Raw genomic sequence first — 13993 nt, forward strand, 5'->3', positions numbered from 1 at the left:
ACGCCCCGACGATCCCGGCCGCGGCCCCGGCGGCCCGGGAGGCTCGCGCTGCCGACGCCCCCGGGACGCCGGCCGGGCCCGCTGAGGCCCCGGCGGCCCCCGCGCCGGGCGAGGACGCGTACGCGACCCGGGCACAGCTGGCCGAGCTCTCCGCCCGGATCGAGCAACTGGCCGAACACCAGGCCCAGCTGATGCGACAGCTCACGCTGCTGCTGGACGCCCAGCTCGCCGCCCGCCCGAACGGCCAGGTGGCCCGATGAACGCCCTGGACGAGGTCGCCGAGCTCTCCGCCCGGATCGAGGCGCAGCTCGCCCGGCTCCACGGCACCGCGCCCGCCGGGCCATCCCCCGCCACACCCCCGGCTCCACCCCCGTCCCCCGCCGCCGAGGCCGACCCGCCCCCGGTGGTGCACGGGCCCCGCGTGTCGGTCCCGCGGGACGCCTCGATGGCGGCCGACGGCGTCCCCGGCACCCGGGCCCACCTGGCCGACGTCATCCAGCGCTTCACCGCCCGCACCGCCCGGTCCAAGGAGCTGGCCCAGCGGCACCGCCGGGTGCTCGCCGACAGCCGGGCCACGGTCGGGTTCCGCAGCAGCACCAAGGAGATGCTCTACCCCCTGGCCGCCGCCGCGGCGCGCGGCGCGCGGCTCACCGACGTGGACGGCAACGACTACGTCGACATCACCATGGGCTTCGGCACCCTGCTCTTCGGCCACGAACCGGAGTTCCTCACCGAGGCGCTGCGCGAGCATCTCGCCTCCGGGCTCCGGCTCGGTCCGCGCGGCCCGGAGGCCGGGGAGGCCGCCGAACTCCTGGCCTCCCTCACCGGGATGGAACGGGTCGCCTTCGCGACCTCCGGCACGGAAGCCAACGCCTCCGCGATCCGGCTGGCCCGCGCCGCCACCGGACGGGACAAGATCGTCGTCTTCCACGGCGCGTACCACGGCCACGCCGACGCCACCTTGGGCCGCGGCGTCGTCCAGGGCGGCGAGCGCACGACCGTACCGCTGTCACCGGGCATCGCACCCGGCGCGATGAGCGACCTGATCGTCCTCGACTACGGCGACGACGTCGCCCTGGAGGTCATCGCCGAGCACGCCGAGGACATCGCCGCCGTCCTGGTGGAGCCGGTGCAGAGCCGCCGGCCGTCGCTGCGGCCCGTGGACTTCGTGCGACGGCTGCGCGAGCTGACGGCGCGCCGGGGCATCGTCCTGCTGTTCGACGAGATGCTCACCGGGCTGCGTCCCCACCCGCGCGGAGCCCAGGAGCTCTACGGCGTCGTCCCGGACCTGGCCACCTACGGCAAACTGCTCGGCGGCGGCTACCCGGTGGGCGCCATCGCCGGGCGGGCGGACCTGCTGGACGGGGTGGACGGCGGCGCCTGGAGCTTCGGCGACGACAGCTACCCGGCCCGCGAGACCACCTTCTTCGGCGGCACCTACCTCCAGCACCCGCTGGTCATGACGGCCGCCCGCGCGGTGCTCGCCCACCTCACCGAGCAGGGACCCGTCCTCCAGGAGCGGCTGGGCGCCCGTACCCAGGAGTTCGCGGACTCGCTCAACCGCCTCTTCACCGAGGAGGAGTTCCCGCTGCGCGTGGCGCACTTCGGCTCGATGTTCCGCTTCGAGCACCGCGCCAACATGGAACTCCTCTACCACCACCTGATCCTCAAGGGCGTCTACGTCTGGGAGTGGCGGAACTTCTTCTTCTCCACCGCGCACGACGAGGGCGACATCGCGCGGGTGCACGACGCGGTGGTGGACTCCCTGCGCGAACTGCGTGCGGCGGGCTTCTTCCCCCGCCGCACCCCGGCCGCCACGGCCCCCGTGGCTTCCGCGGCCGCCCGCACCGCCGCCCCCGCCCCCGCCGCGGCGGCCGGCCGGGGCGCTCCGGAACGTCCGGCCCCGGAACTCAGCCTGTACTTCTTCGGCGACTACCCACAGGACGCCGGGGAGGCGGGGGGAGCCACCGCCGCCGCGTCCTACGAGACCATCACCGAGGCCGCCCGCTTCGCCGACCGGGCCGGCTTCCACGCGCTCTGGCTGCCCGAACGGCACTTCCACTCCTTCGGCGGCCTCTTTCCCAACCCGTCCGTCCTGGCCGCCGCCCTGGCCCGCGAGACCGAGCGGATCCGGCTCAACGCCGGTTCCGTGGTGCTGCCGCTGCACGACCCGGTCCGGGTGGCCGAGGAGTGGTCGGTCGTGGACAACCTCTCCGGCGGCCGGGTGGGCATCGGCTGCGCCCAGGGCTGGAACGCCCGCGACTTCGTCTTCTTCCCCGAGCGCTTCGGCGCCCACCGGGAGCTGATGTACGAGCAGGCCGAGCAGGTGCGGGAGCTGTGGCGCGGTGGAACGCTGCGCAGGCGCACCGGGGACGGCGAGGCGGACATCACGCTGTACCCGCGGCCGGTGCAGCGTGAGGTACCGCTGTTCACCGCGATCGTGGGCAACCCGGAGTCCTACGAGCGGGCGGCCCGGCACGACCTGGGCGTGGTCACCAACCTCATGGGCCAGTCCCCCGAGCAGCTCGCCGAGAACATCGGCCGCTACCGGCGCGCCCGGGCCGCCGCCGGGCTGGACCCCGACGCCGGACACGTGGCAGTGCTGCTGCACACCTACCTCGACGAGGACCTGGAGCGGGCCAGGACTGCCGCGTACCAGCCCCTGCTGCGCTACATGCGCTCCTCGCTCTCCCTCTTCGGCCAGATGACCAGCAGCCTGGGCGGCAGGATCGACCTCGCCGCCCTGAGCGAGAGCGACCTGGAGGCCGTCTTCAGCCGCGCCTACGAACGCTACTGCGACCAGCGGGCGCTCATCGGCACCCCGGAGAGCTGCCGCCCGGTGATCGAGCGGCTGCGCGCGGCGGGCGCGGACGAGGTCGCCGCGCTGGTGGACTTCGGCGTCCCCCCGCGGGCGCTGCTGGACGGCCTGCCGAGGCTGGGCGCCCTGCGCCGGGCCGTCCACGGCGCATCCCACGGCGACGACCACGCCGAGGCCGGACGGCCGCCCGGGGGACGGGAGTCCATACGGGCCACCGGATCACCCGCCCCCGTCGCCTCGCCACCGGACCCCCCGGACCCCCGGGAGGGGCCGCTGTCACCGGGCCAGCAGCGCATCTGGATCAGCCAGCGCACGCACCCCGCCAGCACCGCCTACAACGAGGCGGGCGTCGTCCGCCTGGACGGCGAACTCGACGTGCCCGCGCTGCGCACGGCGTTCGCGCGTCTGGTGGACCGGCACGGTGCCCTGCGCACGGTCTTCACCACCGTCGACGGTGAACCGCGCCAGCGGGTCCGGCCGCCGGGCGCGGCCGGTGCCCCCGCGGTTTCCGACCTCACCGTCGAGGACGCCGCCGGGCGAGCCGAGGCCGACGTGGCGCGCGAGGCGCTGGCGGCCGAAGGCACGCACCGCTTCGACCTGGAGCACGGGCCGCTGTGGCGTGCCCGGCTGCTGCGGCTGGCCGAACGGCGCCACCTGCTCGTGCTGGGCTTCCACCACATCGTCGTGGACGCCGCCTCGCTGGAGGTGTTCAGCCGCGACCTGTCCGCGCTCTACCGTGCCGCCCTCACCGGCCGTCCCGCCGGACTCCCCGCCCCGGGCACCGACTACCTGACGCACACCGCCCGGCTGCGCGCGGGGCTCGGCTCGGCCCGGCAGCAGGCGGACCTCGCCTACTGGCAGGACACCCTGCGGGGCGCTCCGCCCGTGCTGGCCCTGCCCACGGACCGGCCACGGCCCGAGGTGCCGAGCTCCCGCGGCTCCTGGGTGCACCGCGACCTGGACCCCGAACTCGCCGATGCCGTCCGGGCACTGGCCCGCGGCTCCCGCGTCACCCCGTTCATGACCCTGCTGGCCGGCTGCGCCGCGCTGCTGGGCGAGGTGAGCGGGCAGCGGGACCTGGTCGTCGGCACCCCGGTCAGCGAACGGCCCGAGGACTGCCGGGAGACCATCGGCTTCTTCCTCAACACCCTGGCCCTCCGGCTCGACCTGACCGGGGACCCGTCCTTCCGGGAGCTGCTGACCCGGGTCCGCCACACCACACTGGACGCCTACGACCACGCGGCCGCGCCCTTCGACGCCGTCGTCCGGACCACCTCCGCGCAGCGGGACGTGAGCCGCTCACCGGTGTTCCAGGTGTTGGTGGAGTACGAGACCGGCGAGCCCTTCGCCCTGGACCTGCCGGGGGTGAGCGCGGAACCGGTGGCGATCGGCGCCGACAAGGCACTGGTGGACCTGGCCTTCTACCTCACCGCGAGCACCCGGGGCATCGGCTGCCGGCTGGAGTACCAGACCGACCTGTTCGACGAGGAGACCGCGTCCGGCCTCCTGGCCCGGCTCGAGGACGTGCTGCGGCGCGCCGTGGCCGCGCCCGACGCGTCGCTGAGCGCCCTGCGCGGCGTCCTGCACGGCCCGCGCCGGACGCTGCCCGCGACGACGGTCGACCGTCTCGTCGCCGAGCAGGCCGCCGCCCACCCGGACCGCCCGGCCGTGCTGGACGCCGACGGCACCCTCGGCTACGGGCGGCTCCTCCAACGCGCCGAGCGGCTGCGCCGTCGACTGCCCGCCCCGGAGTCGGACCCCGACGCCCCGGTGGCGCTGTGGCTGCCCCGCTCGGCCGCCCTGGTGACCGCCCAGCTCGCGGTCCTGCGCTCCGGGCGCGCCTTCCTGCCGCTCGACCCGGGGCTGGGCGCGCAGCGCGTCGCCGCCGTCCTGCGGGACAGCGGCGCCCGGCTCCTGCTCACGCACCCCGACGCTCCCCCGGTGCCGGACGTGCCGGAGTCGGTCACCGTGCTCTCCCTCGCCGACGAGACGGGAGCCGCGGGCCTGCCGGACCGTCCGCCCGCCGACCCGGACCCCGACCGAGCCGCCTGCGTCATCTACACCTCCGGCTCCGAGGGCACGCCGAAGGGCGTCGTCGTCACCCACCGCAGACTGCTCAACATGGTGCGCTGGCAACACCGCCGGTTCGGCACCGACGCGAACGCCCGGGCGGCGATGGTGTGCAGCCAGAGCTTCGACGCCGCGCTGCTGGAGGTCTGGCCCGCGCTGACCGCCGGGGCCTCGCTGGCCGTCGCCGGGGATGACGTCCGTCTCGACCCGCGGGCGCTGGCGCGCTGGTACGGCGAGCGGGAGGTCACCTTCGCCGTCCTGCCCACCGCGCTGGCCGAACAGCTGCTGTCCCTCCCCGACGACCGCCAGCCGCCCCTGCGCCACCTGGCCACCGGCGGCGACGCGTTGCGGGTCCGGCCACCGGCCGCCGCCCCGTACGAGACGGTCAACATCTACGGGCCGACCGAGGGCACCGTCCTGGTGACCGCGCACACCGTCGCCCCCCGGGGCACCGCCGAGGGGCCCGTCCCCATCGGCCGTCCGATCGACAACACGCGGCTGTACGTCCTGGACGCCGAAGGGCACCCCGTGGCCCCGGGTGAGCGGGGCGAGCTGCACCTCACCGGCGCCGGAACAGCCGCCGGCTACCACCGGGACCCCGCACGCACCGCCCGGCGCTTCCGCACCCGCCCGGACCTGGACCCGGACGTCCTCTACGCCACCGGCGACCTCGTGAGCACCGACGAGCAGGGCCGGCTGCTCTACCACGGGCGCCTGGACGACCAGGTGAAGATCCGCGGCTTCCGGGTGGAGCCCGCCGAGGCGTCCCACGCGCTGCGCAGCCTGCCCTCCGTCGCCGACGGCGCCGTGCTGGGCCGCAAGGACGGCAGGGGCGAGTCGGTCCTGGCCGGATACGTCGTCCCGCACGGCCCGCGTCCTGCCGACCCGGCGGCGTTCCTGGCCGGAGTGGAGCGCGAGCTGTGCGGGCTGCTGCCCGACTACCTGGTCCCCCGCGGCTGGGCGCTCCTGGAGGCACTGCCGCTGAACGCCAACGGCAAGCTCGACCGCACCGCGCTCCCGGAGGCGCGCGTCCCGCGGCCGGACGGCGGGGCGGGCCGGACCGCCCCGGCGCCGCTCGACGCGACCGCCCGGCTGCGGAAGCTGTGGGCCGCCGAACTCGACTGCGCCGAGCAGGAGCTGGAGGAGGACGCGTCCTTCTTCGCCCTCGGCGGCGACTCGCTCGGCGCGATCCGGCTCGCCGGACGGGTCAGCGAGGAGTTCGGCACCGACTACCCGGTGGTGGAGTTCCTGCGCCGCCCGACGCTGGACGCCATGCGGGCGCGGGTCACCGACGGCGCGCCCGGTGCCGAACGGGTCCGGGGGGCGGTGTGAGCACGCCGGAGGAGCTGGACCTCGAAGCGCTGCTGAACCACCTGGCCGCCCAGGACGTCAGGCTCACCCCGGACGGCGCCCTGCTGCGCTACGACGCCCCCGCCGAGGCCGCCGGGCCCGCCCTGGAGGCGGCGCTGCGGCGTCACAAGGAGCAGCTGCTCGCGTGGGCCGACGGGAAGCCGGTGGTCCTCGCCCGCGAGCGCGCCGCCGACGGGGCCGCCGACCTGGCCCTGCGCCACGCCGCCGAGACCCGTCCGGAGACGTGGAACGTCGCGATCGCCATGGACCTGCGCGGACCGCTGGACCCCGAGGCACTCGGCAGCGCCCTGACGGCCCTGACCGCCCGCCACGAGGCACTGCGCAGCCGCTTCGTCCCGGCGGCGGACGGGGTGTGGCAGGAGGTACTGCGCGCCGCCCCGGCCTCCCTGCCCACCGAGGACCTCCGCCCCCTCGTCCCCGCCGCCCGCGAGGCACGGCTCGCCGAGGCGTGCGCCGAACTCGCCGACCGCCCCTTCGACCTGACCGAGGGCACCCACCCCAGGACGCGGCTGCTGCGGCTCGCGGACGAGGAGTGGCGGCTCGTGCTCGTCCTGCACCACGTCACAGTCGACGGCCGGGCCTTCACCGTCCTGCTGCACGAACTCGGCGTCCTCTACCGGCAGGCGGCCGGCGACACGGGCGTCCCGGCGCTCCCGCCCGCCCCCTCCTGCGTCGCCCACGCCCGCGCCGAGGCCGCCCGGGCCCCGGACGAGGCCGAGGAACGGCGCCGTCTCGCCTTCTGGGCCCGCGAACTGGCAGCCGCCTCGGCCGAGTGCGGCCTCCCCCCGGACCGGCCCCGGCCCCCGCGGCTCTCCGGCCGCGGGGCCACCGACCGCATCGCGGTCGAGCCCCGCGTCCGGGAGGCCCTGGAGTCCTTCGCCCGCGGACACGGCACCACCCCCTTCGCCGTCACCCTGGCCGCGACGGTCCGCATGGTGACCACCCTGAGCGGCCAGCGGGAGGTCGTGCTCAACACCTCCTACGCCAACCGCCCCGACCCGGCCTCCCAGTCCCTCGTGAGCTGCACCGCCACGGCCCTGCCCCTGCGCATCCGTTGTGAGCGGGGCGACACCTTCGCGACACTCTGCGCGCGCGTGCACGCCCAACTCGTGGAGGGCATCGCCCACCTGCTGCCGTACGGCCGCATCCGCGAGGGCCTGGCCCGCCACCACGACCTGGACGTACCCGCCCCGCTGCCGCTGAGCATGACGTACCAGAGCTCCCTGGAGACCGCCCTCGACCTGCCCGGCCTGACCGTGACGCTGGTCGACCTCCACCCGCCCGGCGCCCGCCGCGACTGCACCTTCGGCTTCACCCCGCTCCCCGACGGCTCAGGCGAACTCACCGCCGAGTACAGCACCGACCTCTACGACCCGGGGACGGTCCGAGGCTGGCTGGACACCTGCGTCACCCTCCTGGCCGAGCTGGAAGCGACGGAGCCCGTCGCCTAACCGCCCCACGCATCCCGGGACCATCCCGTTGACGACGCGGCGAACGCTGCTTCCGCCCGCGCGGCTGGACTCGACCGTGTGGCCACCCGGGCACGACAATGCCCGTGCGAGCACGCCACACCCATGGCGGGCCGGGTGCCGGTCCGGAACACTGCTGAGGATGTGAACACGATGAGCGATCGGGGCACCGGAAGCGGCAAGGTGGTCGTCAACAGGTCGATGTCGCTGGACGGCTTCATCGCCGCTCCCGGCGACGAGATGAGCTGGATCTTCGACGTCATGGCGCCGGACGCGTTCCCGGAGATCGCGGCGGCCACCGGCGCCATGCTCGTCGGCCGACGGACCTACGAGGTAGGGGCCGCCATGGCGGCCGAACAGCCCGGCGGCGCGGACTATCCCTTCTCCGGCCCCGTGTTCGTCCTCACGCACAGGCCGCCGGACACGTCCGACCCGGCGGTCACCTTCCTCACCGGTGACATCGGGGAGGCGGTCGCCACGGCACGCGCGGCGGCGGGCGGCAAGAACCTGGAGGTTCTCGGCGCCGACGTGGCCGCCCAGTGTCTGCGCCGGGGGCTCGTCGACGAGATCCTGGTGTACGTACTGCCGGTACTGCTCGGCGACGGCGTCCGCTTCTCGCCCCCGGGCCTCGGCAGGGTCGACCTGGAACCGGTGAGCAGCACCCGTGCGGGCGCCGTCACCGTCCTCCGCTTCCGCGTCCCCGCCACTGCGGGGTAGGGGCCGAACGCCGGGCCCCAGCCAGCGATGATCGGCTACTCCCGCTGCCAGATCCACCGAGGTGAGTGGACGCCCCGGCAGCGGAGGAAGACCAAGAAGCGCTGACACCACCAGGCAGCGGACTGCCGCCAGGCCGCCGAGACGCTCGGTGGCCTGGGACGCCATCAGGATGACACCGGTGGTGCTCAGGCACGGCGGTAGGTGTCCCGCCAGCGCTTGCGGTGGGCTCGATCGCCCTGGCCGGTGCCGTTCAGCGGCACCATGGCCTGCAACGGGGTTCCCGTGTTCCACACACCGAGCAGATCGCGGTGGACGGCGAGCACCCCATGCCGCACCGCCAGAGCGAGGGCGGCCCTGCTGAACGGACAGGTGGCCGCGAAGACGGCTACGTCGGCCTTGTGGTGCAGCCAGGCGGTGCCGAGGAACTTCTGCATGTCGCCACTGGGCACGTAGCGGTGCGGAGCATAGTGCTTGCACTGGATGACCAGCAGCCGGCCGTCGGGCAGCCTGGCGACGACATCGGCCCCGAGGTCGCCCGACTTTCCGCTCACCTCGACGTCCGTACAACCGTCGCGGCGGCACAAGCCCGCAACGTACTGTTCGAACTCCTGCCAGGTCATCGCGTCCACCTCAGCCAGTAACCGCTGGCCTTCCTGGATCGCGTCCTCGCGCCGCCACCGCAGGTCCCGTCGACGCGCCAGCCGGTCCGTACGCCAGAGCCAGCAGGCCCCGCCGCACAGACACCCGAGGACCCCGATGCCCGCGAGGTACGGCCAGACCTGCGACCAGAACGTTGCCAGCAGGGCCGCCACCAACGCCCCAGCAAGCAGGACCGTGTCGCGTCGCCCCTTGCGTCTCGTCCACGCGACCGCTCGACGCCTGCGCTTCCTCGCCACTCTTCCCCCTGTGCTCTCAACCCGTTGCCGAAGTCTGGCGAGGGTCACGCCGAAGGAGAAGGCCGCCTTCCCGGCCAGTGGCTCGATTCCGCCGCGGAGCCATGCCCCACCCGGGGCGCGAGGAATCGCCGAAGGCCGCTACCCGTGTTCCGGGTGGCGGCCTTCGGCGCATTGCCTGATGCCCACGTTCGGCCCGGTTTCCACCCAGCCGCCCTCGGCTCTTAGATGTCGAAGTAGAGCTCGAACTCGTGCGGGTGGGGGCGGAGCTGCATCGGGGCGATCTCGTTGGTGCGCTTGTAGTCGATCCAGGTCTCGATGAGGTCGCTGGTGAAGACGCCGCCGGCCTGCAGGTACTCGTTGTCCTCCTCCAGGGCGTCGAGGACGGCCGGGAGGGAGGTCGGGACCTGCGGGACGCCGGCGTGCTCCTCGGGGGCCAGCTCGTAGAGGTCCTTGTCGATCGGCTCGGCCGGCTCGATCTTGTTCTTGACGCCGTCCAGGCCCGCCAGGAGGAGGGCGGAGAAGGCCAGGTACGGGTTGGAGGAGGGGTCGGGGGCGCGGAACTCGACGCGCTTGGCCTTCGGGTTCGAACCGGTGATCGGGATGCGCATCGCGGCGGAGCGGTTGCGCTGCGAGTACACCAGGTTGACCGGGGCCTCGAAGCCCGGGACGAGGCGGTGGTAGGAGTTCACCGTCGGGTTGGTGAAGGCCAGCAGCGACGGGGCGTGCTTGAGGATGCCGCCGATGTAGTAGCGGGCGATGTCCGAGAGGCCCGCGTAACCCTGCTCGTCGTAGAAGAGGGGGGCGCCGGCGCTCCACAGGGACTGGTGCACGTGCATGCCGGAGCCGTTGTCGCCGAAGATCGGCTTGGGCATGAAGGTGGCGGTCTTGCCGTTGCGCCAGGCGACGTTCTTCACGATGTACTTGAAGAGCATCAGGTCGTCGGCGGCGGCGAGGAGGGTGTTGAACTTGTAGTTGATCTCGGCCTGGCCCGCGGTGCCGACCTCGTGGTGCTGGCGCTCGACCTGCAGACCGGCCTTGGCGAGCTCGAGGGAGATCTCGGCACGCAGGTCGGCGAAGTGGTCGACCGGCGGGGCCGGGAAGTAGCCGCCCTTGTAGCGGACCTTGTAGCCGCGGTTGCCGCCGTCCTCGATGGCGCCGGTGTTCCAGGCGCCGGCCTCGGAGTCGATGTGGTAGTAGCCGGCGTTGGCCTTGGTCTCGAAGCGGACGTCGTCGAAGACGTAGAACTCCGCCTCGGGGCCGAAGAAGGCGGTGTCGGCGATGCCGGAGGAGGCGAGGTAGGCCTCGGCCTTCTTGGCCACGTTCCGGGGGTCACGGCTGTACTGCTCGCCGGTGATCGGGTCGTGGATGAAGAAGTTGATGTTGAGCGTGGCGTCCTTGCGGAACGGGTCCAGGCGAGCGGTGGACAGGTCGGCGACGAGGGCCATGTCCGACTCGTGGATGGCCTGGAAGCCGCGGATGGAGGAGCCGTCGAACATCAGGTTCTCGGCCGGGTCGAAGATGTCGGCCGGAACCGTGAAGTGCTGCATGATGCCGGGAAGGTCGCAGAAGCGGACGTCGACGAATTTCACGTCGTTGTCCGAGATGAACTTCTTCGCGTCGTCGGCGTTCTGGAACATCCAAGTCCTCCTAGTCCCGTCGTGACGGGACGGAATTGCAGCTTCAGGTCGCAGCCCGGTGCGGTGGTCCGCTGGGCTCGACCCTAGGCATGCGGGATTTCTCCAGCATGACCCGATTGTTTCGCCGATGTTAACCAGGTCGCGACGATCACCGGTGTCACCGGGCGCGCGGGTCGCGGTGGCATACGTTTCCGTATACCTCAAGGGTGCACCCGGCCGCCGTCGGGTGCGCGGGTCGGCCGGGTTACCGTTGTCGGGTGGACAAAAGGCAGGCAATCGGATCATGGCTCTCCGGCCCGCAGGCTGCCGCCGAGGAGCTGATGGGCGCGGACTTCGGGTACCGCGGTGAGCGGCTGGGGCTGCCGAAGGAGGGGCCGGGGTCGATCGCGCCGGTCGGGCGCCGGATCGTGGCGGTCTTCATCGACTGGATGCTGTGCCTGCTCATCGCCTACGGGCTCCTGTCGGGCGGCGGGCCGACGAGCGCGGGCAACTGGGCGCTCGTCGTCTTCGGCCTGATGTCGCTGCTGCTGGTCGGGACGCTCGGGGTCACCCCGGGCAAGCGGCTGCTGGGGCTGCGCGTCGTCTCGGTACACGGCGGCCGGCTGACCTTCCCGCGCGCGGCGCTGCGCACGCTGCTGCTGGTGCTCTTCATCCCGGCCGTGGTGTGGGACCGCGACTCCCGCGGCCTGCACGACCGGTTCGCGCAGGCGGTCCAGGTCCGGATGTGACACGGCCGCCGCCCGCGCGGCGGTTCCGCCGCGCGGAGGTCGCGCACCGTACGGGGCCGCGTCGCCGTGTGCCGCGTCGCCGTATGCCGTGGCGCGGTGTGCCGTGGTGCGGTGTGCCGTGGTGCGGTGTGCCGACTGTGCCCCTGCGTCGTGCCCCGTGGCTCGGCTGGGCCCCTGCCCGGCACGCCTCCCGGCACGCGACGAGGGGGCCGGACGTGGCGTCCGGCCCCCTCGGGGGAACGATCTGCGCGCGGCGGCGCGGGTCAGCGGCGGTTGCTGGGGCCCTTCGGCATACGCATGCCCTTCGGCATGGGGCCCTTGGGGACGGGCATGTTGCTCATCAGGTCGCCCACCGCCCGCAGACGGTCGTTGATCTCGGTGACCTGGGAGCCGGCCAGTACCCGCGGCTTCTTGACGATCGTGGTACGCAGCTTCTTCAGCGGCACCTCGCCCTCGTCGTTGCCGACGATGATCTGGTGCACCGGGACGTCGCCGAGCAGGCGTGCCATCTTCTTCTTCTCCGAGGCCAGGAGGCCGCGGACGCGGTTGGGGCTGCCCTCGGCGACCAGCACGACGCCGGGCCGGCCGACGGCGCGGTGCACGACGTCCTGGCTGCGGTTGATCGCGACGGCCGGGGAGACGTTCCAGCCCCGGCCGATGTTGTCCAGTACTGCCGCCGCCGCTCCCGGCTGGCCTTCCATCTGTCCGAAGGCCGCCCGTTCCGCGCGCCGTCCGAAGACGATCGCCACGGCGAGGAAGGCCAGCAGGAATCCGAGGATGCCCAGGTAGATCGGGTGCCCGATCAGGAAGCCGATCCCGAGGACGGCGCCGAAGGTGACCAGGCCCACGCCCAGCAGGATGAACCCGATCCAGCGATCAGCCCGCCGGGTCATCTTGTAGGTCAGGCCGATCTGCTTGAGTCGCCCGGGATTCTCGGGTTGTTCCTTCCTCGCCATACGAAAGAGTTTACGTGGCCGGAGAAGTGCCTTCCGCTGTGGCCTCCAGCACGTGCTCGGTCTCGTGGCGGGCCCGGGCCCTGCGCCGGTCCTCCTGGACGGAGATCCAGGCGTTGCGGCGGGCGGCGACGTGGCTGCCGCGCAGGAGGACGGACTCCAGGGCCCGCAGGACGCCGGGCAGCCCCGGCCAGGCGGCGGTCACGGTGAGGTCGTCGCGGGCGGGAGCATCCGGCATGGCGCAGCCTCCTGGGGTGACGGACGGGTGCGTGCTGTGGGTGACAACAGCATCACCCACCGGTGTTACCACCGTATGACCCGACCGTCACCACGGACCGAACATCCCTGGCCACTCACGGCCCGGGGGAAGCACTACGCCGCGGACTCGGCGTTCGCCGCGCGACGGTCGATCGCCTGCTGGTAGAGGCGTCCGGCGCGGTAGGACGAGCGGACCAGGGGCCCGGACATGACGCCCGCGTAACCCATCTCCTCCGCCTCCTGCTGGAGCTCGACGAACTCCTCCGGCTTCACCCAGCGCTCGACGGGGTGGTGGCGCGGCGAGGGGCGCAGGTACTGGGTGATGGTGATCAGCTCGCAGCCGGCCTCGTGCAGGTCGCGCAGGGCCTGGCTGACTTCCTCGCGGGTCTCGCCCATGCCGAGGATCAGGTTCGACTTGGTGACGAGGCCGTCCTCGCGGGCGCGGGTGATGACCTCGAGCGAACGCTCGTAGCGGAAAGCCGGGCGGATGCGCTTGAAGATCCGCGGCACGGTCTCGACGTTGTGCGCGAGCACCTCGGGGCGGGAGGAGAAGACCTCGGCGAGCTGCTCGGGGACGGCGTTGAAGTCCGGGATGAGCAGCTCCACGCCGGTGTCCGGCATGAGGCCGTGGATCTGGCGGACCGTTTCGGCGTAGAGCCAGGCGCCACCATCCTCCAGGTCGTCACGGGCGACGCCGGTGATCGTGGCGTACCGCAGCTCCATCTGCTGGACGGACTCGGCGACACGGCGCGGCTCGTCGCGGTCGAGCTCGGCGGGCTTGCCGGTGTCGATCTGGCAGAAGTCGCAGCGCCGGGTGCACTGCTCGCCACCGATGAGGAACGTCGCCTCGCGGTCCTCCCAGCACTCGAAGATGTTGGGACACCCGGCCTCCTGGCAGACCGTGTGCAGACCCTCCCGCTTCACGAGGGACTGGAGCGCGTTGTACTCCGGCCCCATCTTCGCCCGGGTCTTGATCCACTCGGGCTTGCGCTCGATGGGGGTCTGGCTGTTCCGGACCTCCAGGCGGAGCATCTTGCGACCGTCGGGTGCGACAGCGGACACGTCCGGCTCCTCAG

At 73.2% G+C, this 13993-nt stretch carries 10 protein-coding genes; 5 read left to right on the plus strand and 5 right to left on the minus strand.

The features are described from left to right. From HPT28_RS05210 to HPT28_RS05225, 4 genes are all read left to right on the plus strand, one after another. Positions 1 to 260 (plus strand): hypothetical protein (locus HPT28_RS05210; protein WP_374226920.1); only part of this gene is annotated, 260 nt, incomplete at its 5' end. Further along, positions 257 to 6220 carry a non-ribosomal peptide synthetase gene (locus HPT28_RS05215; RefSeq protein ID WP_219089723.1) on the plus strand — a complete coding sequence of 1988 codons (5964 nt, stop codon included), beginning with the start codon at positions 257 to 259 and terminating at the stop codon, positions 6218 to 6220. The genes HPT28_RS05210 and HPT28_RS05215, both read left to right, overlap by 4 nt. Further along, the gene (locus HPT28_RS05220; protein WP_219089725.1) at positions 6217 to 7710 is read left to right on the plus strand and encodes a condensation domain-containing protein; all 1494 of its coding nucleotides are present in this window, start codon (positions 6217 to 6219) and stop codon (positions 7708 to 7710) included. Before HPT28_RS05215 ends, HPT28_RS05220 begins: the two co-directional genes overlap by 4 nt. 171 nt (positions 7711 to 7881) lie before the next feature. Then, entirely contained in the window at positions 7882 to 8445 is a 564-nt protein-coding gene (locus tag HPT28_RS05225) for a dihydrofolate reductase family protein (RefSeq protein ID WP_219089727.1), read from the plus strand. Between the two features lie 185 nt (positions 8446 to 8630). On the opposite strand, the gene HPT28_RS05230 is transcribed toward HPT28_RS05225, so the two are convergent. Both HPT28_RS05230 and glnA read right to left on the minus strand, forming a co-directional pair. Next, complete coding sequence (locus tag HPT28_RS05230; protein ID WP_308119086.1) at positions 8631 to 9257, minus strand: restriction endonuclease; 627 nt, start codon at positions 9255 to 9257, stop codon at positions 8631 to 8633. 305 nt (positions 9258 to 9562) lie between these two features. After that, positions 9563 to 10978 (minus strand): type I glutamate--ammonia ligase, encoded by a 1416-nt coding sequence (gene glnA / locus HPT28_RS05235; RefSeq protein ID WP_219089728.1) that lies wholly within the window; start codon positions 10976 to 10978, stop codon positions 9563 to 9565. A 257-nt stretch (positions 10979 to 11235) separates the two neighbouring features. Between glnA and HPT28_RS05240 the strand changes: the two genes are divergently transcribed. Next, on the plus strand, positions 11236 to 11706 hold the full coding sequence (locus tag HPT28_RS05240; protein ID WP_219089730.1) for an RDD family protein: 471 nt from the start codon (positions 11236 to 11238) through the stop codon (positions 11704 to 11706). A gap of 263 nt (positions 11707 to 11969) precedes the next feature. Here the strand turns inward: HPT28_RS05240 and HPT28_RS05245 are convergent, their stop codons facing one another. The 3 genes from HPT28_RS05245 to lipA all read right to left on the minus strand — a co-directional run bounded on the left by HPT28_RS05245 (position 11970) and on the right by lipA (position 13979). Next, positions 11970 to 12662, minus strand: coding sequence for a DUF4191 domain-containing protein (locus HPT28_RS05245; protein WP_219089732.1), 693 nt, complete (start codon positions 12660 to 12662; stop codon positions 11970 to 11972). 10 nt (positions 12663 to 12672) lie between these two features. Beyond that, positions 12673 to 12897 (minus strand): hypothetical protein, encoded by a 225-nt coding sequence (locus HPT28_RS05250; protein ID WP_219089734.1) that lies wholly within the window; start codon positions 12895 to 12897, stop codon positions 12673 to 12675. A gap of 134 nt (positions 12898 to 13031) precedes the next feature. Continuing rightward, the gene (gene lipA, locus HPT28_RS05255) at positions 13032 to 13979 is read right to left on the minus strand and encodes a lipoyl synthase (protein ID WP_219089736.1); all 948 of its coding nucleotides are present in this window, start codon (positions 13977 to 13979) and stop codon (positions 13032 to 13034) included. Between the last annotated feature and the right edge of the window lie 14 nt (positions 13980 to 13993).

Source organism: Streptomyces sp. JJ38 (genome assembly GCF_019303475.1).
In the GTDB taxonomy this organism is placed as follows: domain Bacteria; phylum Actinomycetota; class Actinomycetes; order Streptomycetales; family Streptomycetaceae; genus Streptomyces.

Excerpts from the sequence above, each read along its gene's own strand:
- HPT28_RS05215 (WP_219089723.1), top strand. The coding sequence starts at position 257 with ATGAACGCCCTGGACGAGGTCGCCGAGCTCTCCGCCCGGATCGAGGCG.
- HPT28_RS05225 (WP_219089727.1), top strand. The coding sequence starts at position 7,882 with ATGAGCGATCGGGGCACCGGAAGCGGCAAGGTGGTCGTCAACAGGTCG.
- glnA (WP_219089728.1), bottom strand. The coding sequence starts at position 10,978 with ATGTTCCAGAACGCCGACGACGCGAAGAAGTTCATCTCGGACAACGAC.
- HPT28_RS05245 (WP_219089732.1), bottom strand. The coding sequence starts at position 12,662 with ATGGCGAGGAAGGAACAACCCGAGAATCCCGGGCGACTCAAGCAGATC.
- HPT28_RS05250 (WP_219089734.1), bottom strand. The coding sequence starts at position 12,897 with ATGCCGGATGCTCCCGCCCGCGACGACCTCACCGTGACCGCCGCCTGG.